The sequence below is a fragment of the Cupriavidus sp. WGlv3 genome, assembly GCF_023952475.1.
Lineage (GTDB): Bacteria > Pseudomonadota > Gammaproteobacteria > Burkholderiales > Burkholderiaceae > Cupriavidus > Cupriavidus phytorum.
Window position 1 is genome coordinate 234,127 of sequence record NZ_JALHRX010000003.1, and the last position, 22,004, is coordinate 256,130.

A 22,004-nucleotide genomic window follows, 5' to 3' on the forward strand; every position below is an offset into this window, starting at 1 on the left:
GCGCGTTCAGTCCTCCGCGCCGGCGTCCTTCACTTCCTGCTTCACCGCCTGCTTCACCGCTTCATAGCGCCGCAGCGTTTGCTGGCGCGCCACGTCGTGCTGCACCAGCGGGCGCGGGTAATTGTCGCCCAGGCGCACGCCCGCCTCGGCCAGCACGGCTTCCGGCGCGGTCCACGGCGCGTGCAGGTACTTGTCCGGCAACGCCGCCAGTTGCGGCAGGTATCTGCGGATGAAGCGGCCTTGCGGATCGAACTTCTGCGATTGCGTGACGGGATTGAAGATCCGGAACCACGGCTGCGCGTCGCAGCCGGTGGACGCGGCCCATTGCCAGCCGCCGTTGTTGGCGGCCAGGTCGAAATCATTGAGCTGGTCGGCAAAATACTGCTCGCCGCGGCGCCAGTCGACGCCGAGGTCTTTGACCAGGAAGCTGGCCGTGACCATGCGCAGGCGGTTGTGCATATAGCCGCTTTGGCGGATCTGCAGCATCGCCGCGTCGATCAGCGGATAGCCGGTGGCGGCGTCGCACCAGGCGCGGAAATAACGCTCGCCGGTGTCGCCGTCCTGCCAGCGGATCGCGTCATAGGCCGGTTGGAACGCCGCGCCGTCGGCCACGCGCGGATGGTGATGCAGGATCATGAAGTAGAAATCGCGCCAGATCAGCTCCGACAGCCACACCGCGGCGCCTGCGCTGTCGGCGCCGCCGCGCAGCATGGCGGCGTGCGCCGTGCGCGCCAGCGTGCGGATCGAGATGGTGCCGAAGCGCAGGTGCACCGACAGGTAGCTGGGGCCGCGCAGGGCAGGGTAGTCGCGCCGGCGGCCATAGTCGCCCATGCGCTCTGTGAATTCCCCGAACAGGGCCTGCGCACCCGATGCGCCGGTGGGCATCGCGATCTCGGCCAGGTTGCTGGCGCCAAAGCCTAGCTGCGCGAGCGTCGGCACCGGCTGGCGGTACGCGGCGGGCACCGACGCCAGCGCCGGCAGGTACGGCTCGACCGGATAAGGGCGCAGGTCGAACGGCTCGACGGTCCTGAGCCAGGCGTTCTTGTACGGCGTGAACACCGAGAACGGCTTGCCCTGGCCGTTCAGGATCTCGTCGCGCTCGAACACCGCCTGGTCCTTGAAGGTAAAGAGCGCGCAGGCCTGCGCCGACAGCGCCTGGCGCACCGCTTCGTCGCGGGCGTTGGCGGCGGGCTCGTAGTCGTGGTTGGCGAAGGCCGCTTCGGCGTCCAGTGCGCGCGCCAGCGCGGGGATGGCGGTCTGCGCGCGGTCGTGCAGCACGATCAGGCCGCCGCCGGCCGCGGCCAGTGTCTCGGCGAGTTCCGCCAGTGATTGCCGGATGAATTCGACCCGCCGGTCGGCCCGCAGCCCGCGCGCAAGCAGCGGGTCGAGGATGTCGCGGTCGAACACGAACACGCACCACACCTGCGCGCAGTGCCGCAGGGCATAATGCAGCGCCGCGTGGTCGGTGGCGCGCAGGTCGCGCCGGAACCAGACCAGCCCGCGCGCGAAGGTCTTGCCGATCCGGTACGGTGGCCGGGACGTAGCCGGGTTGGCTGCTGCCTGCATGTTCGCTTGCCTGTCTGACGGGTTTGCCGGCGCTGGATCTTGTGCAAGGCCGGATCGATCGCGCCGATACCCTAACATAGCGGTACCGGCCGGCGTGCCGCCGGCCGCCATCCCCATTCTCTACGGAAGCTCATGACTCTCGACCGAATTCTTCAATCCCAGGGCTTTGGCACGCGCCGGTACTGCGGCGACCTGATCGCCGCCGGGCTGGTCGAGGTCAACGGCGAGTTGTGCGAAGACCCGCGCGCGCAGTTCGACGTGGACGGCCTGCGCCTGACCGTCGACGGCGAGGACTGGCTGGCCTGCACCAAGGCCTACCTGATGCTGAACAAGCCCACCGGCTATGAATGTTCGCAACGCCCGCGCCATCACCCCAGCGTCTACAACCTGCTGCCGGTGCCGCTGCGCCAGCGCGAGGTGCAGGCGGTGGGGCGGCTCGACCACGACACCACCGGCCTGCTGCTGCTGACCGACGATGGCCAGTTCATCCACGCCCAGACCTCGCCCAAGCGCAAGGTGCCCAAGGTCTATGAAGTGACCACCGCCGAGCCGGTCACGCCCGAGCAGGCCGAGGCGCTGCGCAGCGGCGTTCAGCTGCTGGACGAACCGGCGCCGATCGCGGCGGAAGCCTGCGAGATCACCGGCGAACGCAGCCTGCGGCTGACGCTGGTGCAAGGCAAGTACCATCAGGTCAAGCGCATGGTCGCGGCCGCGGGCAACCACGTCGACGCGCTGCATCGCAGCGCCATCGGCAGCCTGAAGCTGGACCCCGCGCTGGCTGAGGGCGAGTGGCGCTGGCTGACGGCCGAGGAACTGGCCGCGCTGACCGGCAAGGAATGAGCCATCAAGGTATCAAACACCACCGTCATTCCCGCGCAGGCGGGAATCCAGTGACTTTTGAAGACGCTGGGTTCCCGCCTGCGCGGGAACGACGGTGGTTAACTGAACGGCATTCAGCCACTGGCGCGCCGCTTGCTGCACTGGAGCGCCCGCCAATCTTTTCCGGAAGACCCCCGGCGATTTGATAAAATGCAAGGCATGGCGAAGCCCGAAGCACCCATCAATCTGACCAATCAGTTCCTGATTGCCATGCCTGGCATGGCCGATCCGACCTTTTCGGGTTCCGTCGTCTACATCTGCGAACACAACGAGCGTGGCGCGCTCGGGCTGGTGATCAACCGGCCCATCGACATCGACATGGCCACGCTGTTCGACAAGATCGACCTCAAGCTCGAGATCCAGCCCGTGGCGCACCAGCCGGTCTACTTCGGCGGCCCGGTGCAGACCGAGCGCGGCTTCGTGCTGCACGACCCGGTCGGCGTCTATGTCTCGTCGCTGGCCGTGCCCGGCGGGCTGGAGATGACCACCTCCAAGGACGTGCTCGAGGCCGTGGCCAACGGCAGCGGCCCGCACCGCTTCCTGCTGACGCTGGGATATTCCGGCTGGGGCGCCGGCCAGCTGGAGGAAGAACTCAGCCGCAACGGCTGGCTCACGGTCCAGGCCGATCCCGAGATCATCTTCAGCGTGCCGCCCGACGAGCGCTTTGCCGCCGCCATCCGGCTGCTGGGCATCGACTTCACCATGCTGTCCGGCGAGGCCGGGCATGCCTGATGCCGTGGGGCGTGAACTGCCCCGCGACGGCACGGTCCTGGCATTCGACTACGGCGAAAAAAAGATCGGCGTTGCGCTGGGCAACTTCATCACGCGCGAGGCGCGTGCCCTGACCATCCTTCCCAATATCACCGTCGAGGGCCGCTTCGAGGCCGTGGCCGCGCTGATCCAGGAGTGGAACCCGGTGCAGCTGATCGTCGGCATGCCGGTCAACCCCGAAGGCGGCGAGCAGCCGTCGATGAAGCTGGCGCGGCGCTTCGGCAACCAGCTCAACGGCCGCTTCGGCCTGCCGGTGGAGTGGGTCGACGAGCGCTATACCTCGCGCGCCGCGTCGATGGCCGGCGCCCGCCGCGGCGAACTCGATGCCGAGGCCGCGCGCATCATCCTGCAACAGTATTTCGACCAATTCCCGCTATGACGCAGATTTCCGTTCCCGACGCCGAGTCGCTGTATCGCAAGCTGCTGGACCAGGCGCAGGCGCTGATCCCCGAGGCCGAGCGCGCGCGCTGGTCGGTGGCCGGCATCCATTCCGGCGGGGCCTGGATTGCCGCGCGGCTGGCGGCGGACCTGCAACTGCCCGAGCACGGCGTGATCAACGTCGCCTTCCATCGCGACGACTATGCCAAGAAGGGCCTGCACAGCCAGGCCCAGCCGACCACGCTGCCGTTTGCCGTGGACGAGCGCAACATCCTGCTGATCGACGACGTGCTGGCCACCGGCCGCACCATCCGCGCCGCCGTCAACGAGCTGTTCGACTACGGCCGCCCCGCGCGCGTGGCGCTGGGCGTGCTGGTCGACCGCGGCGGGCGCCAGCTGCCGATCGCCGCCGACCTGTGCGCGGCCGAGATGGCGCTGCCGCCCGGCACGACCCTGGTGCTGTCGCGCCAGGGCGAAGGCGCGGCCGCGCAATTCGCCTTCGCCACCGAACCCACCGATTCCGCCACCGGCTGAACCGGCACCGAGGGTGCCCGGCGCGCCCGAACGCCGGAAAGCCCGAAAGCCTGCCCCGAGACCAGACCACCTCCCGTTTTTTGCCCGCGCCCGACCAGCCATGACCAAGACGTTCCGCAACCCGCAGCTCACCAAGAACGGCGAACTGAAGCACCTGCTGTCGATCGAGGGGTTGTCGCGTGACATGATCACGCACATCCTCGACACCGCCAGCCAGTTTGTCTCGCTGTCCGACTCCGACCGCGATGTCAAGAAGGTGCCGCTGCTGCGCGGCAAGAGCGTGTTCAACCTGTTCTTCGAGAACTCCACCCGCACCCGCACCACCTTCGAGATAGCCGCCAAGCGGCTGTCGGCGGACGTGCTGAACCTGAACATCAACGCCTCGTCGACCAGCAAGGGCGAGTCGCTGCTGGACACCATCAACAACCTGTCGGCGATGTCCGCCGACATGTTCGTGGTGCGCCATGCCAGCTCGGGCGCGCCCTACCTGATCGCCGAGCACGTCGCCCCGCACGTGCACGTGATCAACGCCGGCGACGGCCGCCATGCGCACCCGACGCAAGGCCTGCTGGACATGTACACCATCCGGCATTTCAAGAAGGACTTCACCAACCTGACGGTGGCCATCGTCGGCGACATCCTGCACTCGCGCGTGGCGCGTTCCGACATCCACGCGCTGACCACGCTGGGCGTGCCCGAAGTGCGCGCCATCGGCCCGCGCACGCTGCTGCCGTCCGGGCTGGAGCAGATGGGCGTGCGCGTGTTCCACAGCATGGAAGAGGGCCTCAAGGGCGTCGACGTGGTCATCATGCTGCGGCTGCAGAACGAACGCATGAGCGGCGCGCTGCTGCCCTCGGCGCAAGAGTACTTCAAGGCCTACGGCCTCACGCCGGAGCGCCTGGCGCTGGCCAGGCCCGACGCCATCGTGATGCACCCGGGCCCGATGAACCGCGGCGTCGAGATCGACTCCGCCGTGGCCGACGGCCCGCAGTCCGTGATCCTGAACCAGGTGACCTTCGGCATCGCCGTACGCATGGCGGTGATGGGCATCGTCGCCGGGAACAACGACTGATGCCGGACAGCTTGACCCCGAACGCCAGCCAGAACACACCGAACCAGCCCAGCGACACGACAAGCCAAGCTATGAAGATTCACATCCAGGGCGGCCGCCTGATCGATCCGGCCAGTAACACCGACGCCGCGCAGGACCTCTATATCGCCGCCGGCAAGATCGTCGGCGTCGGCAGCGCCCCGGCGGACTTCACCGCCAACAAGGTCATCGACGCCAAAGGGCTGATCGTGTGCCCGGGCCTGGTCGACCTGTCCGCGCGCCTGCGCGAGCCCGGCTACGAATACAAGGCCACGCTCGAATCCGAGGTCGCGGCCGCTACCGCCGGCGGCGTGACCAGCCTGGTCTGCCCACCCGACACCGACCCGGTGCTCGACGAGCCCGGCCTGGTCGAAATGCTGAAGTTCCGCGCACGCACGCTGAACCAGACCCACGTCTACCCGCTCGGCGCGCTGACGCTGGGCCTGAAGGGCGAGACCCTGACCGAGATGGGCCAACTGACCGAGGCCGGCTGCGTCGGCTTCAGCCAGGCCGAGGCGCCGGTGCGCAACACCCAGGTGCTGCTGCGCGCGCTGCAATACGCGCAGACCTTCGGCTTCACCGTGTGGCTGCGTCCGGAAGACCCGTTCCTCGGCGGCGGCGTCGCCGCCAGCGGCGCGGTGGCTTCGCGCCTGGGCCTGTCGGGCGTGTCGGTGATCGCCGAGACCGTGCGCCTGCACACCATCTTCGAGCTGATGCGCAGCACCGGCGCCCGCGTCCACCTGTGCCGGCTGTCGTCCGCCGCCGGGCTGGAACTGGTGCGCCAGGCCAAGCGGGAAGGCCTGAAAGTGACCTGCGACGTCAATATCCACCACGTCTCGCTGACCGACATGGATATCGGCTACTTCAACTCGCAGATGCGCTTCTCGCCGCCGCTGCGCAGCCCGCGCGACCGCGACGCCATCGTCGCCGCGCTCGCCGACGGCACCATCGACGCGCTGTGCTCGGACCACACGCCGGTTGACGACGACGAAAAGCTGCTGCCCTTCGCCGAGGCCTCGCCGGGCGCAACCGGCCTGGAACTGCTGCTGCCGCTGACCCTGCGCTGGGCCAGCGAGCACAAGGTCCCGCTGGCGCAGGCGCTGGCCCGCATCACCGCCGAACCCGCCCGCGTGATCGGCCTCAAGGCCGGCACCCTCGCCGTCGGCAGCGCCGCCGACGTGTGCGTGTTCGATCCGAAGCAAGTGTGGAAGGTCGAGCGCCGCTCCCTCAAGAGCCAGGGCAAGAACTCGCCGTGGCTCGGCTACGAAATGGAAGGCAAGGTCCGCATGACTCTTGTCGGCGGGCAAGTCGTCTACGGCAACCACGCGCAGGCATGATCTGGCTGCGCAAGACCGCACTGGTCCTGCACCTGCTGCGCGGCTTGCTGACCTGCGCCTTGCTGTTCCCGTGGCTGGGCGTGCGCTCGCGCGCATGGCATATCCGGCGCTGGTCGAGGCGGCTGCTGCGGATCTGCGGGGTCGAAGTGGAGGTAGTCGACGCCACTGGCGCCGCGCACACCGGCGCGGCGCGCCAGGGGGCGATGGTGGTGTCCAACCACATCTCGTGGCTGGACATCTACGTCATCCACAGCTGGCAGCCGGTGCGCTTCGTCGCCAAGTCCGAGATCCGCAGTTGGCCGCTGATCGGCTGGCTGTGCGACAAGACCGGCACCATCTTCATCGAGCGCGCGCGCAAGCGGGACGCGCATCGCGTGCTGCATGACATTACGGATGTGATGCTGCAGGGCGACCTGGTCGGGGTGTTTCCGGAAGGGACGACCACGGACGGGACCAGCGTGCTGCCGTTCCATGCCAACCTGATGCAGGCGCCGATTTCGGGCGGGCTGCCGGTGCAGCCGCTGGGCCTGAACTACCTCGATGCCGCCACCGGCCAGCCGACGCTGGCCGCCGCCTATATCGGCGACACCACGCTGCTGCGATCGCTGGAGGCGGTCTTGCGCGCGCCGCCGATCAAGGCGCGGCTGGTGCTCGGGCCCGCGTTGGTGCCGGCCTCGGGCGACCGTCGCGAACTGGCGGCTTCCGCCAGGGAAGTCGTCGCCCATCTCAGCCAGGGCGCCGCGGAGCATGCCGCCACGGCAGCGCAACGGCTGAATCAGCCCTCAGAACCGGGCGGCGCGGCGCAACCGGCGTCCGCTGCCATCGGCTAGCCGCCCTGTCGTCCCCGCCAACGCGGGATAGCGGGTCACGCCAGCGGATCGCAATATTGCGGGCAATCCACCTGGATCACGGTCCGCTCGGCCGGGTTCTGCGCCAGGCGCGCCGCTGTCAGCTTGCCACCCCAGACGCAACCCGTATCCAGCGCCATCAGGTTTGGCCGCATGACCAGGCCCAGCGTCGACCAGTGCCCGCAAACCACCGTCACCGCCTCGGTGCGCCGCCCCGGTACGTCGAACCAGGGCATGAACCCTTCCGGCGCCTTGCCCGGGCCATCCTTGGTCTTGAAGTCCATCACCCCGTCGATTGTGCAATAGCGCAGGCGGGTGAGGGCATTTACCACCACGCGGAGACGGTCGATGCCGCGCAGGCCGTCGTGCCAGCGGTCCGGGGTGTTGCCGAAGATGTCGGCGAGGAAACCCTGCCAGTTGGGACCCTGCAGCTGTTCTTCGACTTCACGGGCAAGGTCGATCACCTGGGCTGCGGTCCACTGCGGCAGCACACCGGCGTGGACCAGCAGGAAGTTGTTTTCCAGCACGGCCAGGGGGCGGTGGCGCAGCCAGGTGAGCAGGTCGTCACGGTCGGGAGCGGCGAGGATGTCGTCGAGGGTGTCGTGGCGGCCTTTCTTGCGGACACCGGAGGCGACGGCGAGAAGGTGGATGTCGTGGTTGCCGAGCACGGTTTCCGCGCGAGAGCCCATGGCGCGGATAGTGCGCAGGGTCTGGAGGGAACCGGGGCCTCGGTTGACGAGATCGCCGACCAGGCGCACCGCTGGCTGCGCCGGCAGGTGGGCCAGCAAGGCGTCCAGGGACGGCGCGCAACCTTGCAGGTCACCGATGGCGTGAAGTGATGAATATGTAACTTTATTGTTGGGCATCTGGTCCTGTCAGAACAAATTCGCTTCTATTTGTAGTTTTGTGACCGATATACCGTGGCACGGTTACATGAGGCTACAAAAAGTGGGAGGCAGCCCGTAAGCTGGGGCATTCAGTCAGATAGAATACCGCCACTTCTGCAGGCACTTAACGCCCCGCCGTCCCGGAAGAGGACAAGGTGGGCGCTCGGCTTTTGTCGGGTCATCGAAACATATCGAGGCAAGGAGCAAGTTTTGTCCCATATTTTGGTCACTGGGGGCGCCGGTTTCATTGGCGCCAATTTCGTTCTCGCTTGGTTGAGCGACAAGTCCGCCGATGGAGTGGTGAACGTCGACAAGCTCACCTATGCGGGCAATCGAAAGACCCTCGCATCGGTCGAGGACGACCCCCGCCACGTGTTTTCGCAAACCGATATTTGCGACCGTGCCGCACTGGATCAGCTCTTCGCCACCTACAAGCCGCGCGCCGTGCTGCACTTTGCCGCCGAGAGCCACGTTGACCGCTCCATCCATGGGCCCGGTGAGTTCATCCAGACCAATATCGTTGGCACGTTTACGCTGCTGGAGGCCGCGCGCGCCTACTGGAGCGGCCTGCAGGAACCGGCCAAATCCGAATTCCGCTTCCTCCATGTGTCGACCGACGAGGTGTTCGGCTCGCTGAGCGAAACCGACCCGCAGTTCTCGGAAACGACCGCCTACGCGCCTAACAGCCCGTACTCGGCCTCCAAGGCCGCATCGGATCACCTCGTGCGCGCGTATCACCATACCTATGGCTTGCCGGTTCTGACGACGAACTGCTCGAACAACTACGGTCCGTATCATTTCCCCGAGAAGCTGATCCCGCTGATCATCGCCAATGCAATGGCAGGCAAGCCGCTGCCGATTTACGGCGATGGGCTGAACGTGCGTGACTGGCTGTACGTGCGCGACCACTGCTCGGCCATCCGCGAGGTGCTGGCACGCGGCCGCCTGGGCGAAACCTATAACGTGGGCGGCTGGAACGAGAAGACGAATCTCGACGTCGTGCACACGCTGTGCGACCTGCTCGATGAACTGTCGCCCAAGGCCACCGGCTCTTACCGCGACCAGATCACCTTCGTCAAGGATCGCCCCGGTCATGATCGCCGCTATGCGATCGATGCGCGCAAGTTGGAACGCGAACTGGGCTGGAAGCCGGCCGAGACTTTTGAAAGCGGTCTGCGCAAGACGGTCCAGTGGTACCTGGACAACCAGGCGTGGGTGCAGGACGTGATGTCGGGGGAATATCGGAACTGGGTGGCGAAGCAATATGCCGCTTGAGTTCGGCATGTTTCCAAGGATCCTGCTGATTGGCGCCAATGGTCAGCTGGGATTCGAGCTGACACGCAGCCTGGCCCTGCACGGAACCGTGGTGGCGATGGACCGCCGCCAATGCGATCTGACCGATGCCGACAGCGTGCGCGGTGCCGTCCAGGCAGCCCGCCCGGACATCATTGTCAATGCCGCGGCCTACACCGCCGTCGACCTCGCGGAGCGCGAGATCGACCTGGCCAATGCTGTCAATGTGGTCGCGCCGGGGATTCTGGCAGAGGAAGCCGCGCAACTGGGCGCGCTGGTCGTGCATTATTCCACTGACTACGTGTTCGACGGCGAGAAGGCGGGTGCCTATGTCGAGACCGACGCTCCCAATCCGTTGTCCGCTTATGGCAAGTCGAAGCTTGGCGGCGAGCGAATGGTCCAGGCTTCGACGGCAAACCACCTGATTTTCCGTACGAGCTGGGTTTACGGCTTGCATGGCGGCAATTTCCTGAAGAGCATCGTTCGTGCCGCTACGACTCGCGAATCGCTGAGCGTGGTGTCTGACCAGTGGGGTGCCCCCACTCCGGCCTCACTGGTTGCGGACATTACCGCTGTTGCCGTGGGCCGGTACCTGAACCGGACCGAGCAGGAGTTCGTTCCAGGGGTTTATCACCTGGCTGCGCTGGGCGAGACCAACTGGTGCGAGTACGCTAAATTGATCGTGCGGTATCTCGCCGACAATGGCGTACCTCTGTCACTTAGCGCGGACAATATTCGCGCGATCACTGCAGAGGAATACGGTAGCCCTGCCCCCCGGCCGGCAAACTCTCGTCTCGATACGTCAAAGTTGAGGGATGGCTTGGGTATTGCGCTTCCACAATGGCACCGTGACGTGGAGCGTACCCTACGCGAATTCATCGATATTGCGGAGTTCGCACTGGTAACAGATGCTTGCAAGACCTCCAAAGAGTAGACATGAAACGTAAAGGCATAATTCTGGCTGGTGGCTCCGGCACCCGTCTGTATCCCATCACGCGATCGGTGTCCAAGCAGCTGCTTCCCGTTTACGACAAACCGATGATTTATTACCCGCTGAGCACGCTTATGCTCGCAGGTATTCGTGACATCCTGGTGATTTCGACGCCGCAGGACACTCCCCGCTTTACCGAGATGCTGGGTGATGGCAGTCAGTGGGGCCTGAACCTCGAATATGCGGTGCAACCCTCCCCGGATGGGCTGGCCCAGGCTTTTGTTATCGGCAAGTCGTTCGTCGGTTCTGATCCCTCAGCGCTGATTCTCGGCGATAACATTTTTCACGGTCACGATCTGGCCAAGCAACTGCAGCGCGCCGCGTCGCGTGAGGCGGGCGCCACCGTCTTTGCCTATCATGTGCACGACCCCGAGCGTTATGGGGTGGTCGAATTCGATGCGAATTTCCGTGCCTTGTCGCTGGAAGAGAAGCCGGCGCAGCCTCGCTCCAACTATGCCGTGACGGGCCTGTATTTCTACGACAATCAGGTCTGCGACATTGCGGCAGATATCAAGCCGTCGGCCCGTGGCGAACTTGAAATCACGGATGTGAACAAGCGCTACCTCGAAGCCGCCCAACTGGAAGTCGAGATCATGGGGCGCGGCTATGCTTGGCTGGACACCGGTACTCACGATTCGCTGCAGGAGGCCGCGACATTCATCGCGACACTGCAGAAGCGGCAGGGGCTGATGGTGGCATGTCCGGAAGAGATTGCTTTCCGCAATCAATGGATTTCGGCGGATACGATGCAGAAGATTGCGTCGGAATTGGCAAAGAACGGTTATGGCCAGTACCTCCAGCAGGTATTGAAGGAGTCGATTGCATGAGCATGAATATTGTCAAGACAGCTTTGCCCGAGGTGCTTATCCTCGAACCCAAGGTTTTTGGCGACGACAGGGGCTTTTTCTTTGAAAGCTTCAATGCGCGCCAGTTCGAGGATGCCACGGGACTGAAGCGCGACTTCGTACAGGACAATCATTCTCGCTCCGCGCAGAATGTACTCCGTGGCTTGCACTACCAGATCCAGCAGCCCCAAGGCAAGCTGGTGCGCGTCGTAGCGGGTACCGTGTTCGACGTGGCAGTGGATATCCGCCGCAGCTCGCCGAATTTCGGCAAGTGGGTTGGTGTCGAGCTCTCGGCTGAGAACAAGCGCCAGCTGTGGGTGCCCGAAGGCTTTGCGCATGGCTTTGTGGTGCTGTCGGAGAGCGCAGAGTTCCTCTACAAGACCACCGACTACTATGCCCCGCAGTTCGAGCGATCGCTGCGCTGGGACGACCCGGCACTGGCTATCCACTGGCCACTCGACGGAGCGCCAGTACTTTCGAAGAAAGATGAAGACGCGCCGGCTTTCGCAGTTGCTGAATTGTTTGAGTGATTAAATAGATATCTGAATTCCTGGGAGAAAAAAATGGCAATCCAATTGTTCGTACCCAATTTCCGTGTCCAAGAATGCCTGAAAGAAATCCAGGAATGCCTGGAAAAAGGCTGGACCGGGCTCGGCTTCAAGACCAACGCAATGGAGGAAGCCTGGAAGTCCTACACCGGGCTGCCGTACGCGCATTTCCTCGGCTCCAATACCGTTGGCCTGCATCTTGCCTTCGAACTTTTCAAGACCAAGTATGGCTGGGCGGACGGCGATGAGGTCATTACCACGCCACTGACCTTTGTTTCCACCAACCACGCCATCTTGTATTCCGGGCTGACGCCGGTCTTCGCCGATGTCGACGACTCGCTGTGCCTGGATCCGGACAGCATCGCCGAGCGCATCACGGACCGCACCCGTGCCGTGATCTTTGTCGGCCTGGGTGGCAATGTCGGCCAGTACGACAAGGTGGTCGCGCTGTGCAAGGAAAAGGGCATCAAGCTGGTGCTCGACGCGGCTCACATGTCCGGTACCCGCTATCACGGTCGCCACGTAGGCCACGATGCCGATGTGACCGTGTTCAGCTTCCAGGCCGTGAAGAACCTGCCGACCGCCGACTCGGGCATGATCTGCTTCCAGGAAGCCGAAGATGACGAGCGCGTGCGCAAAATGACGTGGCTGGGCATCAACAAGGACACGTTTGCACGTACCACGACGCAGGGCGCATACAAGTGGATGTACGACGTGGAAGAGGTTGGCTATAAGTACCACGGCAACTCGATCATGGCAGCGATCGGCCTGGTCCAGCTGAAGTATCTGGACAACGACAACGCCTACCGCCGTCAACTGGCAAACTGGTATGAGGAACTGCTGTCTGGCCATGACAATATCCGCCTGACGACGATTACCGAAGGCTGTGATTCGTCGCGCCACCTGTTCCAGATCCGTGTGAAGAATCGTGACGAACTCATGCTGGCGCTGCACGAGCATGAGGTTTATCCGGGCGTCCACTACCGCGACAATACCGAATACCGGATGTACGCCAGCGGCAAGGGCAAGTGCCCGCGCGCACACGCGGCCAGCAACGAAGTGCTGTCCCTGCCTATGCACATGGGTATCAGCCGCAATGACGTCGAATTCGTCTGCGAACTGGTTCGCAAGTACGCTGCATGAAGCCCATCTTCGAGCCATTCGAAGCCAAGGGGGTGCGTCTGCGCCCCCTTGCGACGGAAGACCTTCCGTTGACGCTGGCCTGGCGGAACCGCGAGGGCGTCAGGCAGCAATTCATTTTTTCCGACCTTCTGACCCTGGAGAGCCATCAGGGCTGGTTTCGAAAGTATTCCGAGAAGCCCGACGATTTTGTCTTCGTAGTGCAGGACCCGGAGACCGGCGCGCTGGTTGGGCAGGTTGCGATCTACGACGTGAACGGGTCGACCGGCCGCGCCGAGATCGGCCGCTTTGTCGTGTCGCCGGAGGCAGCCGGGCAAGGGAAGATGCGCCGTGCGATCGAGGCGCTGCTGGTGTTCGCGCGCGACAAGCTTGGTTTGTCCAAGGCTTACCTAGAGGTGCTGGAATCGAATCTCCATGCTGCTCGCATTTACGAGAAGCTGGGCTTCGTGGAAACAGGTCGTCAGGATGGGCGGGTCGCAATGGAGCGTGTACTAGATGACAGTCTATAACAGCAGCCGCAAGCATCCGCTGACGGAGTATGCTGCTGCAGCCAAACTGTGGCGTGTGTGGCTCCATATGGGAGTGCAAGACGTCAAGGGGCGGTTTCGGAATTCGGTGCTGGGACCGCTCTGGATACTGATCAACCTGTCGGCCACGATGGCGGCGGTGGGCATTATCTTCGGGAAGCTCTTCCATCAGCCGATGGAAGAGTTTCTACCGTTTCTGACACTTGGCTTGGCCATTTGGGCATTCATGACTTCGGCTTTGACGGAGGGCGGTTCCGCCTTCGTCAATGCCGAGGGTTATATCAAGCAGTTTTCCTTCCCGAAAGTCACCTACCTGTATCGGGCTATGGTGCCCTACCTGGTGGTGTTCTGCGTCGGCATGCTGGTTTTCTTTGCAGTGGCCCTGGCCTATGGGCGGAAATTCGATCTCGGTGCGCTGTGGTTCTTGCCCGGCTTCCTGCTGTTCATCGTTATTAATTTCTTCCACCTGGTGATCGTTGCTCACCTTGGCGCAAGGTTCCGCGATCTGCCGCATCTTCTGAGCGGTTTGATCCAGATTGGCTTCTACGTCACACCTGTGATGTACACCGTCACCATGCTCAAGGACCGCGGTCTCGGCTTCATCTATCAATACAATCCGCTGTATTACCTGATCGAGATCGTTAGGTACCCGCTGCTCAATAACGCGTCGCCTCCGGAGGAAGTTTGGATGGTTGCCGTCGGCTACGCCGTCCTGATTGGTATCGCTGCGTTCGCAGTGATGAAGCGCATGTCTCATCGCATTGTGTATGTTCTATGACCTCTGAGCTAAAGATCAGTCTGCGCGATGTGCGCGTGCGTTTTGACGTGTCGATGCGTCAGGACAGCCTAAAAGGCACGGTCTTGAATTTGCTGCGTGGTCAGACGAACGGCAGCCGCGAATATGTCGATGCCCTAAAAGGTATCAACCTGGAAATCAAGCATGGCGAGCGCGTTGGGCTTGTGGGTTTGAATGGCGCTGGCAAGAGTACGATCCTGAAGGTGATGGCGGGTATTTACCCTCCGACCGCAGGTGAAACGGAAATTGTGGGTCATGTATCGCCGATGTTTGAACTTGCGACTGGCTTCGAAATGACGCAGACCGGCTGGGACAACATCCGCATCAGAGCGATGTTGCTAGGTCTGACGCCGGACGAGGTCGAGGAACGTATTCATAGCATCGCCGAGTTTTCCGAGCTCGGACATTTCCTCGACTATCCCGTGAAGACATACTCGGCGGGGATGTTCATCCGGCTGGCCTTTTCCGTCTCGACGGCAATCAACCCTGAAATCCTGCTGTTGGACGAGGTGATGGGTGCCGGTGACCTCGTCTTTGCTGAAAAGGCGAAGCGCCGCATGTATGAATTTATGGAGCAGGGAAAGATCCTCGTCTTTTCAAGCCACTCGCTTCCCCTCGTCGAAGATTTCTGCGAGCGCGCGATCTGGCTGAGGAAAGGCGAGATTGCAATGGACGGGCACGTTAAGGACGTTCTCGCGGAGTATACGGCACATCCAGTGCGGTAGGGGCGGGGGTTTGGCGGCGTGACTGCCGCCGATACCCAGCCGAGTTCGACGACTATATAAAGAGAAGGCCCCGAAACATGGGCTCCGACAATTCGGTCTTTGCGTTAGGGAATAGCAAATGAAAGTCAAAGAACTTGTCAGGGATACCATCTGGATGCCTGGCTCACAGTATGTCGAGCACGTCAAGCCAAAGGTCTCTGTAATTCTGCCGACATACCGCCGTGGGAAAAGCGGGATGTTTCGCCGGGCAGTACAGGCTGTGCTTGACCAGAGTTTAACGGATCTGGAACTGATTATTGTTGATGACGCTAGTACGGATGGCACATCTGACCAGATTGCCGAGTTCATGCGTCGGGACGGCCGTGTGAGCTGCCTGCGTCATCAAAAAAATATTGGGCTTCCCGCAATTTCGGAGTATGAGGCGTACATGCGAGCCCGCTCCGATATGATTGCGTTTGCCTTCGACGACGACTATTTTTATCCGAACGCGCTTGAGGATTTGCTGGAGCAGTCCGAAGAATATGAGGGCGCGGTTTGTTACGGCTATGTCGAATGGACTATCCGGGATCCGTCGACAGGGGAGTCAACCACAGGAAGGTTGGGTGGAGGTAAATCGCAGGGTGCGTTGCGAGGAGGGAACTTCGTACCCAACAATGGGGTATTGCTTCCTCGACACGTTATCGAAGACGTAGGGTTCTACGACCCTCACGTCATCATGGCGCGTGTATGCGACTGGGATCTCTGGAGGCGTGTGGCTGACCGGTACGAACTGCGGTTCGTGGACGTAGCAGTGGCCCTGGTAGAAGGACCGTCGACAACAGACAGCTTAGGCAGTACATATCGGTTGGATTCTTGGGCGGCCGAGGAATGGATGCGTACTGCGCGCAATGAGCAGCTCAGGCCTTCTGCATTTCCTGAATACGAAATTCTCGTGGCAAATCCAGCCCATGGGGAGAGTACACGAACCGTATGTGAAACGGTGGGATACAGACACGCATTGCAACGCGGCTGGATCGAGGAGACGGTCGAAGGGCGGAGCGGCGAAGGTTATGCGCTGGTGGTGAACACCGATTATGACGCATCCACGACGCTCTGCTTCGATATGCTTCCCCAGAAATATGCACAGCGCGTTCGTGTTATTAGCACGAGTGGGGTCTTCGGTATAGAAGAGATGGCTCGTGCTACATGCGTGATCTTCATCCGCCGATTGCGTGCATTTCAGACCTGGATTGACGCGGCGAAGGCGATGGACATCCCGGTCTACTACTATCTGGATGACAATTTTCCTCTGCTGACAGAGCGAAACGACATAAAGATTCCCGGGGAGGACTTTTCGTCCCGTGCATTACGCTCGTCACTTAGATCTTTTGCAGGTGTCTTCCTTACATCTCAAGAGCTAGTTAAGTATTTTTCTGATCGCCTGATTCATGAAAATTTGTTGTACTTTCCTCCGGCATGCGTGAATCAATCCACATTGGTCGGATCTCAAAAGCACGATCCGCGTGACGACGAGATTGTCGTTGCCTTCGCCGGTGGATCTCATCGGCACAAGGGCCTTTGGGATGCTGTAGTCCCAGCTCTGCAAAAGGTGGCGAGAGAAGGGATGCCTATCCACTTCGTTACCACAGAGACCGATGGCGATGTGGTGGAAGACACAGTAGGCCATGAGAATTTTCGTGTAACGCTTCTTCCCTTTGATCCCGGTTATGCCTTTGCAATTCGGCGATATGGGCGATACGGGCCACATTTCGTAGTTCACGCGCCGAGCGATACTGAAAACAACCGCTATAAGACAAGAAATGTGCTGCTCACGGCGAACCTGTTGAGCGCAGTTGCGGTCTTGCCGGATACCGAGCCATATCGTGACATCGCCGACGATCAAATAGCATTTATTGTCAAAGACCCATTTTTGACTTCGCGCTGGTACGAGGCATTTAAGACTCTGTTTAGTGGAAAGATTGACAATGAAGCCCTAAAGGTTGGGAACGCGGTGTATTGCAAGACGCACTTCTCAGGGGTTCAGAACGGTCAGGTTCTAGACGCCATTTTTGAGCGGCACGGCGGCGAGCCAGATTGGATGGAACAGCAGCGCCGTTTGCATGCTCTCGCCGTCAGGCAGCGCATGACAGCGGGGCAATTCGGTAGCGGGACGATCGCCGCGCTTGGAAGTCTTGGGGATGCTAGTCAGTTGGCGCGTTTTCGCAAAATGCAGCGATATTCGTGGCGGCATCGACTACTTCGCGGCTCAACCGATCTGTGGAATTCGTGCGCGCCAGAGTTCCTCCCCCTTTGCAAGGCGAGCGAGGCGGCTGGGTGGCGTAAGCCTTTTTCCTCGTTGGAATTGAGCGACACGCTCCATGAACTGCCTTTTCGAGAGTACAAAGTGGACCTTCCTGCAGGAAAGCTCCGAGGAGTGTCATTTGCTCTAGCTGTTGACTGGCTGAAACAAGGAATCGTCGGAGTGGAAGTGGTGGCGCCTAACGATGCGATCGTCGCACAGGTTGGGCATGATTTAGCTACGTTGGATCTGTCCCGGCCGGTGGAGTTCAGCTTCAACGACATTCCTGTGACCGCAGATAGGCCGTGGCGTTTTCGCGTTTTTTGCCGCTCGCACAGCCCAGTTTACGTGTACGAGTTTATCAACCGCCGCCTGCTTGGACTGCGATTTTCCGCAGCCACGCCTTTTGCGGAATTTGTTATAGCTTAATCAATGGCAAAGGAAGTAAGCGCAAGGCGGATGGACGTCGGATGCACCGGGATGGCGCCAAAGCTCGTCGATGGTGCCATCGCTGTGAAACTCGTGATCGAAGGCGAAATTCCGACCACGCACATCGTTGGGCGCCTCGTGCGTGAGGCTATTGGCACGAATGGAAGTGTTCAGCAAATGTTCGTGCCTGAATTTGTGCCGGCTCAGCTTGCAGCGCACGCCTTACCTCTGCTTATCCGGGTCGGAGATCCGGGTGGACATCAGATGCTGAAATGGATGATCCGCCGTGATATCCCTTTCCTTTATTACGTTGATGACAATTTCTGGGAGCTCAAGGGCGATACTCCGCTTGCCCAGTACTACCAAGCTCCTGAGGTGAGGGCGACTCTAGAACTGGCAGTGCGCCACGCGCATACCGTTATTGTCAATTCACCCTTGCTGGGTGCTTACCTTCGAGATCGCTTTGGTGCGAAAGTGAGCGTGCTGCGGGCGCCTTTTGATTTCAGCATTCTCGCTGAGAATTGCTCGCGCCTGCCACACCCGCTTGAGATGCGTATTGGTTTTGCCGGTAGTGTGACGCGTGAGGGGGACTTTGTTGAAATCATACCCGCACTCGAACGAATTCTTGCCGACTTCAGTGAAGTTCAGTTTTACTTCTTCGGCTACTGCCCCCCCGTTTTGCGAAACTCCAGTCGCGTGCACTTCTTTCGGCATGTCGATAGCTACGAGGACTTTATTCGATTGAAGAATGAGTGTTCGCTCGACATCGGGCTTGCGCCGATGGCTGACTCCGAATCGAATCTATACAAAACTAACAACAAATATCGCGAATATGGCGCTCTGCATGTCGCCGGCATTTACTCGGACTCTCCGCCATATCGGGACTCTGTCCGGCACGGAGAGAATGGTCTGCTAATCCCCATGGATGCAGAGGCGTGGTATGAGGCAATCGCGCTCCTCGTGCGCGACCATGATCTGCGTGATCGCATTGCCGATGCGGCGTACGAGGACGTCCGGGAAAAGTACGCTCAGACGACGGTCGCGGCGCAATGGCGCGACTTGTTGCTTCGATTTGCGCGCGAAAGCCCGAAGCCGACACTGTCTCGACGCGTGATCGCCGCGGACACGGTCGCAATCCGCATCGGCGGCTGGATCGCCAAGACTCGCCTGCGGGTAACGCTGAAGCTGCTGCGCATCCGTGGATGGGCGAGGGGTTTTATCGGGGGTTTGCATGGCGGCTGACATGCATGTTAGGGGGGGCAGCTCCGTCGTTCCGCTTCACGAAGGCAGGGGGGTTGCTGCGGTCGTTATCACGTACAACCCGGACGGGGAGGTGTTGCCCCGCTTGTTAGACCGCTGCGCTGCTCAGGTAGACCGGATCATCGTGGTTGACAATGGTACGACAGCGGTAGATGTTCCAGCCCTCTGCCGTCCTTTCGAAACCCGATGCCTGATCACGTACGTGCCACTAGGCACCAACCTCGGCATCGCCGCAGCCCAAAACCGCGGTATCGAAGCAGCAAAGGCCGCCGGTGCCGAATACGTGCTCTTGCTGGACCACGACAGTGTGCCGGCCGACGGCATGGTCACCGTGCTGCGGCAAGCCGACCGGCAACTGCGCGAGGCCGGCGTCGAGGTCGGCGCCGTGGGCGCGGTGGCGCACGACCGCCGCACGGGCACGACCTCCAAGGTGGTGCGCATGGTGCGCGGCCGCGTGCAGCGGCTTGCCACCCTGACCTCGGAGCCTTATGTCGAGGCCGATTTCCTGATTGCCTCCGGCACCATGATCGCGATCTCGGTGCTCGAACGCTACGGCATGATGAACGAGGGCTATTTTATCGACCACGTCGACACGGAATGGTGCCTGCGCGTAAAGGCGCGAGGCATGCGGCTCTTTGCAATTCCGCGCGCCCGGCTGGAGCATGCATTGGGCGACCATGTCGTGCGGGTCTGGCTGGGCCGCTGGCGCGAGGTGCCCGTGCATTCTCCTGCCCGCGATTACTACATGTTCCGCAATACCGTGCGCATGCTGCTGACGACGCCGATGAGTCTTGCATGGCGGATTACCCATGTGTTCCGCCTGTCGCAGTTTGCGGTGTTCTTCGGCCTCGGCATGTCGCCGCGGCTGAAGCGAATCCGATTGATGACCCGAGGCATCATCGACGGCGTAAAGGGCCGCGGTGGCGCGTTGGTGGATGCGAGGCCGGGTCGTGGAAGCAACCGCTAAGCTGTTGACTGTTTCCCTGGTAAGCCACGGCCAGGGCGAACTGATGCGTCCGCTGATCAGGCAGTTGTCTACGATCGCCCATGAACTCCCCCTGAAAGTGGTTGTTACGGAGAACTTGCCCGAACGCCGCAACACGGACGACACTTTCGGCGATCTCGACATCCGGTATATCCAGAATGCCGAGCCTAAGGGTTTCGGGGCGAACCACAACGCGGCCTTTGCTTTTTGCGATACGCCATATTTTTGCGTCGTTAATCCGGATGTCCGGCTGATCGAGAATCCCTTTCCTGCGCTATTGGCGCAAGCCTTGGCACGGCCGGGGGTCGTTGCGCCGCGTGTGGTGGCCAACGACGGCGCGGTCGAGGACAGTGCGCGGAAAGTGCCGAGACCATTGGTCTTGCTGCGACGGGCGCTGACCCGGTTAGCCAACAAGCGGATGCCGCCGGACTACACCGGCGAAGGGACGGTTCCGGTGGACTGGGCTGCCGGCATGTTTCTACTTTTTGATGCCACCTTATTCCGGCGACTGGGCGGCTTCGACGACCGCTACCATCTTTATTGCGAGGATGTGGACGTTTGCCTTCGCACATGGCTGAATGGAGGCAGTGTCCATCTGGCCAATGATGTCATAGTGATGCACGATGCCCGCCGTGATAGCCACCGCCGGCTTCGCTACCTCCGCTGGCATATGGCAAGCATGATGCGGCTGTTTACGTCCGCCGCCTACTGGCGGTTCCGCTTGCGCCATGTCGCCGCCGGCAATTGAACATTATTAGAACGATTCCATGTTCGATTTCTTTTGGGTTCCAGCTTTTGCCTTCCTGGTCTCCGCGCTGAGCGTTCTGCTGCTGCGGCCAGTCGCTATGGTCGGCGGCCTGCTGGATCGTCCCGACAACCGCAAGCGGCACCACGGAGCGGTGCCGCTGGTCGGCGGCATTGCCGTAACGCTGGCTGTCTGGGCTGGTTGCCTGCTGTTCATGCGCAACCAGGGTTACTACGTCGCGCTGTTGGGAGGGCTGACATTGCTGGCTTTTGTCGGCCTGATCGACGACATGCAAGGCATGTCTCCGGTGGCCAAACTGGGCGCACAGATCTTTGCGGCGATCCTGATGACGTCATGGGGCGGCGTCTATCTGACGTCGCTGGGCGACATCTTTGGCCGGCGCGAGATCGAATTGGCAAACTGGGCCATCCCGCTGACGCTTTTTGCCGTAGTCGCCGTCATCAACGCCATGAACATGAGCGACGGACTCGATGGCCTGGCGGGCGGGCTTTCGCTGATCGTGTTCGGCTGGTACGCCTATCTGGCCGGCGAGTTGGGCAATCTCGCTGCGCAGCGCGTATGCGTGATTTTCTGCGGCGCTATTCTCGGCTTTCTGATCTTCAATATGCGCAACCCCTTCCGGGGAAAGTTGCGCGTGTTTCTCGGCGATGCCGGCAGTCTGATGCTCGGATATGGCATCGTCTGGTTTGCGGTGGAGTTGTCACAGCCGACTTACAACAACGGCCTTCATGTGCCGCCAGTTGTCATGCTCTGGGTGCTGGGTTTTGTGCTGATCGATCTGCTGGTGGTGGTCATTCGTCGCGCATTGAAGCGACGCAATCCGCTCTCTGCTGACCGCACTCATTTGCACCACGTGTTGCTTCGCCTTGGCCTGAGCCCGGATGCCATTGTCTGGGTCATCCTCGTCAGCAACGCCTTGCTGGGTTTCGTCGGCGTTTACTGCTGGAAGCAAGGGGTCTCGGAGCAGGTGCTATTTCTTTCATTCCTTGGTGTCACCGGGCTTCATCTGTTGCTGATGCGTAATGCATGGCGCTGCCTGCGCGTTGGCCGCCGAATCGTGCTGCGCGGTAAGCGCAGTTTCAACTCGGGTAATAATGGAGAGTAAGGCCGTCTCGGGGTATTCCGATCTGG

General features: G+C 61.6%; 22 protein-coding genes. 20 read left to right on the forward strand and 2 right to left on the reverse strand.

Annotation, left to right across the window (positions count from 1 at the left end; all coding sequences use genetic code 11):
* Positions 1-6: 6 nt before the first annotated feature.
* Complete coding sequence (locus MKD38_RS07650; RefSeq protein WP_252675501.1) at positions 7-1,566, reverse strand: cryptochrome/photolyase family protein; 1,560 nt, start codon at positions 1,564-1,566, stop codon at positions 7-9.
* Between the two features lie 132 nt (positions 1,567-1,698).
* Between MKD38_RS07650 and MKD38_RS07655 the strand changes: the two genes are divergently transcribed.
* The 7 genes from MKD38_RS07655 (at position 1,699) to MKD38_RS07685 (ending at position 7,385) form a co-directional block, all read left to right on the forward strand.
* Positions 1,699-2,406 carry a pseudouridine synthase gene (locus tag MKD38_RS07655; protein ID WP_252675508.1) on the forward strand — a complete coding sequence of 236 codons (708 nt, stop codon included), beginning with the start codon at positions 1,699-1,701 and terminating at the stop codon, positions 2,404-2,406.
* A gap of 198 nt (positions 2,407-2,604) precedes the next feature.
* Positions 2,605-3,177, forward strand: coding sequence for a YqgE/AlgH family protein (locus tag MKD38_RS07660; protein ID WP_025583981.1), 573 nt, complete (start codon positions 2,605-2,607; stop codon positions 3,175-3,177).
* Positions 3,170-3,595: a Holliday junction resolvase RuvX gene (gene ruvX / locus MKD38_RS07665; RefSeq protein WP_010813827.1), complete on the forward strand. Its 426-nt coding sequence runs from the start codon at positions 3,170-3,172 to the stop codon at positions 3,593-3,595. The genes MKD38_RS07660 and ruvX overlap by 8 nt, the downstream gene beginning before the upstream one ends.
* On the forward strand, positions 3,592-4,128 hold the full coding sequence (pyrR, locus tag MKD38_RS07670; RefSeq protein WP_116370151.1) for a bifunctional pyr operon transcriptional regulator/uracil phosphoribosyltransferase PyrR: 537 nt from the start codon (positions 3,592-3,594) through the stop codon (positions 4,126-4,128). Before ruvX ends, pyrR begins: the two co-directional genes overlap by 4 nt.
* Positions 4,129-4,228: 100 nt before the next feature.
* Positions 4,229-5,200, forward strand: coding sequence for an aspartate carbamoyltransferase catalytic subunit (locus MKD38_RS07675; RefSeq protein WP_092306784.1), 972 nt, complete (start codon positions 4,229-4,231; stop codon positions 5,198-5,200).
* A gap of 71 nt (positions 5,201-5,271) precedes the next feature.
* The gene (locus MKD38_RS07680) at positions 5,272-6,555 is read left to right on the forward strand and encodes a dihydroorotase (protein ID WP_062801496.1); all 1,284 of its coding nucleotides are present in this window, start codon (positions 5,272-5,274) and stop codon (positions 6,553-6,555) included.
* Positions 6,552-7,385, forward strand: a complete 834-nt coding sequence (locus MKD38_RS07685) for a lysophospholipid acyltransferase family protein (protein WP_252675510.1) — start codon at positions 6,552-6,554, stop codon at positions 7,383-7,385. Before MKD38_RS07680 ends, MKD38_RS07685 begins: the two co-directional genes overlap by 4 nt.
* Positions 7,386-7,420: 35 nt before the next feature.
* Here the strand turns inward: MKD38_RS07685 and MKD38_RS07690 are convergent, their stop codons facing one another.
* Positions 7,421-8,269 (reverse strand): symmetrical bis(5'-nucleosyl)-tetraphosphatase, encoded by an 849-nt coding sequence (locus tag MKD38_RS07690; protein WP_252675511.1) that lies wholly within the window; start codon positions 8,267-8,269, stop codon positions 7,421-7,423.
* Positions 8,270-8,500: 231 nt separating this feature from the next.
* On the opposite strand from MKD38_RS07690, the gene rfbB reads away from it, so the two are divergent.
* The 13 genes from rfbB (at position 8,501) to MKD38_RS07755 (ending at position 21,978) form a co-directional block, all read left to right on the forward strand.
* Positions 8,501-9,565, forward strand: a complete 1,065-nt coding sequence (gene rfbB / locus MKD38_RS07695; protein WP_252675513.1) for a dTDP-glucose 4,6-dehydratase — start codon at positions 8,501-8,503, stop codon at positions 9,563-9,565.
* A complete protein-coding gene (gene rfbD, locus MKD38_RS07700; protein ID WP_252675515.1) occupies positions 9,555-10,517 on the forward strand; it encodes a dTDP-4-dehydrorhamnose reductase in 963 nt (320 codons plus the stop codon). Before rfbB ends, rfbD begins: the two co-directional genes overlap by 11 nt.
* Positions 10,518-10,519: 2 nt before the next feature.
* On the forward strand, positions 10,520-11,401 hold the full coding sequence (rfbA, locus tag MKD38_RS07705) for a glucose-1-phosphate thymidylyltransferase RfbA (RefSeq protein WP_115704356.1): 882 nt from the start codon (positions 10,520-10,522) through the stop codon (positions 11,399-11,401).
* Positions 11,398-11,949 carry a dTDP-4-dehydrorhamnose 3,5-epimerase gene (rfbC, locus tag MKD38_RS07710; protein ID WP_252675517.1) on the forward strand — a complete coding sequence of 184 codons (552 nt, stop codon included), beginning with the start codon at positions 11,398-11,400 and terminating at the stop codon, positions 11,947-11,949. The genes rfbA and rfbC overlap by 4 nt, the downstream gene beginning before the upstream one ends.
* Positions 11,950-11,982: 33 nt before the next feature.
* A complete protein-coding gene (locus tag MKD38_RS07715; RefSeq protein WP_115704352.1) occupies positions 11,983-13,110 on the forward strand; it encodes a DegT/DnrJ/EryC1/StrS family aminotransferase in 1,128 nt (375 codons plus the stop codon).
* Positions 13,107-13,616, forward strand: a complete 510-nt coding sequence (locus tag MKD38_RS07720; RefSeq protein ID WP_252675519.1) for a GNAT family N-acetyltransferase — start codon at positions 13,107-13,109, stop codon at positions 13,614-13,616. Before MKD38_RS07715 ends, MKD38_RS07720 begins: the two co-directional genes overlap by 4 nt.
* Entirely contained in the window at positions 13,603-14,412 is an 810-nt protein-coding gene (locus MKD38_RS07725; RefSeq protein WP_252675521.1) for an ABC transporter permease, read from the forward strand. Before MKD38_RS07720 ends, MKD38_RS07725 begins: the two co-directional genes overlap by 14 nt.
* Entirely contained in the window at positions 14,409-15,155 is a 747-nt protein-coding gene (locus tag MKD38_RS07730; RefSeq protein ID WP_115704347.1) for an ABC transporter ATP-binding protein, read from the forward strand. The genes MKD38_RS07725 and MKD38_RS07730 overlap by 4 nt, the downstream gene beginning before the upstream one ends.
* A 118-nt stretch (positions 15,156-15,273) precedes the next feature.
* A complete protein-coding gene (locus tag MKD38_RS07735) occupies positions 15,274-17,862 on the forward strand; it encodes a glycosyltransferase (RefSeq protein ID WP_252675522.1) in 2,589 nt (862 codons plus the stop codon).
* A 3-nt stretch (positions 17,863-17,865) separates the two neighbouring features.
* Positions 17,866-19,104, forward strand: a complete 1,239-nt coding sequence (locus MKD38_RS07740; RefSeq protein ID WP_252675524.1) for a glycosyltransferase — start codon at positions 17,866-17,868, stop codon at positions 19,102-19,104.
* A gap of 1 nt (position 19,105) precedes the next feature.
* Positions 19,106-20,089 carry a glycosyltransferase family 2 protein gene (locus MKD38_RS07745; protein WP_256504762.1) on the forward strand — a complete coding sequence of 328 codons (984 nt, stop codon included), beginning with the start codon at positions 19,106-19,108 and terminating at the stop codon, positions 20,087-20,089.
* On the forward strand, positions 20,073-20,855 hold the full coding sequence (locus tag MKD38_RS07750) for a glycosyltransferase (protein ID WP_252675528.1): 783 nt from the start codon (positions 20,073-20,075) through the stop codon (positions 20,853-20,855). The genes MKD38_RS07745 and MKD38_RS07750 overlap by 17 nt, the downstream gene beginning before the upstream one ends.
* Positions 20,856-20,874: 19 nt before the next feature.
* Positions 20,875-21,978, forward strand: coding sequence for an MraY family glycosyltransferase (locus MKD38_RS07755; protein WP_252675530.1), 1,104 nt, complete (start codon positions 20,875-20,877; stop codon positions 21,976-21,978).
* Positions 21,979-22,004: the final 26 nt, after the last annotated feature.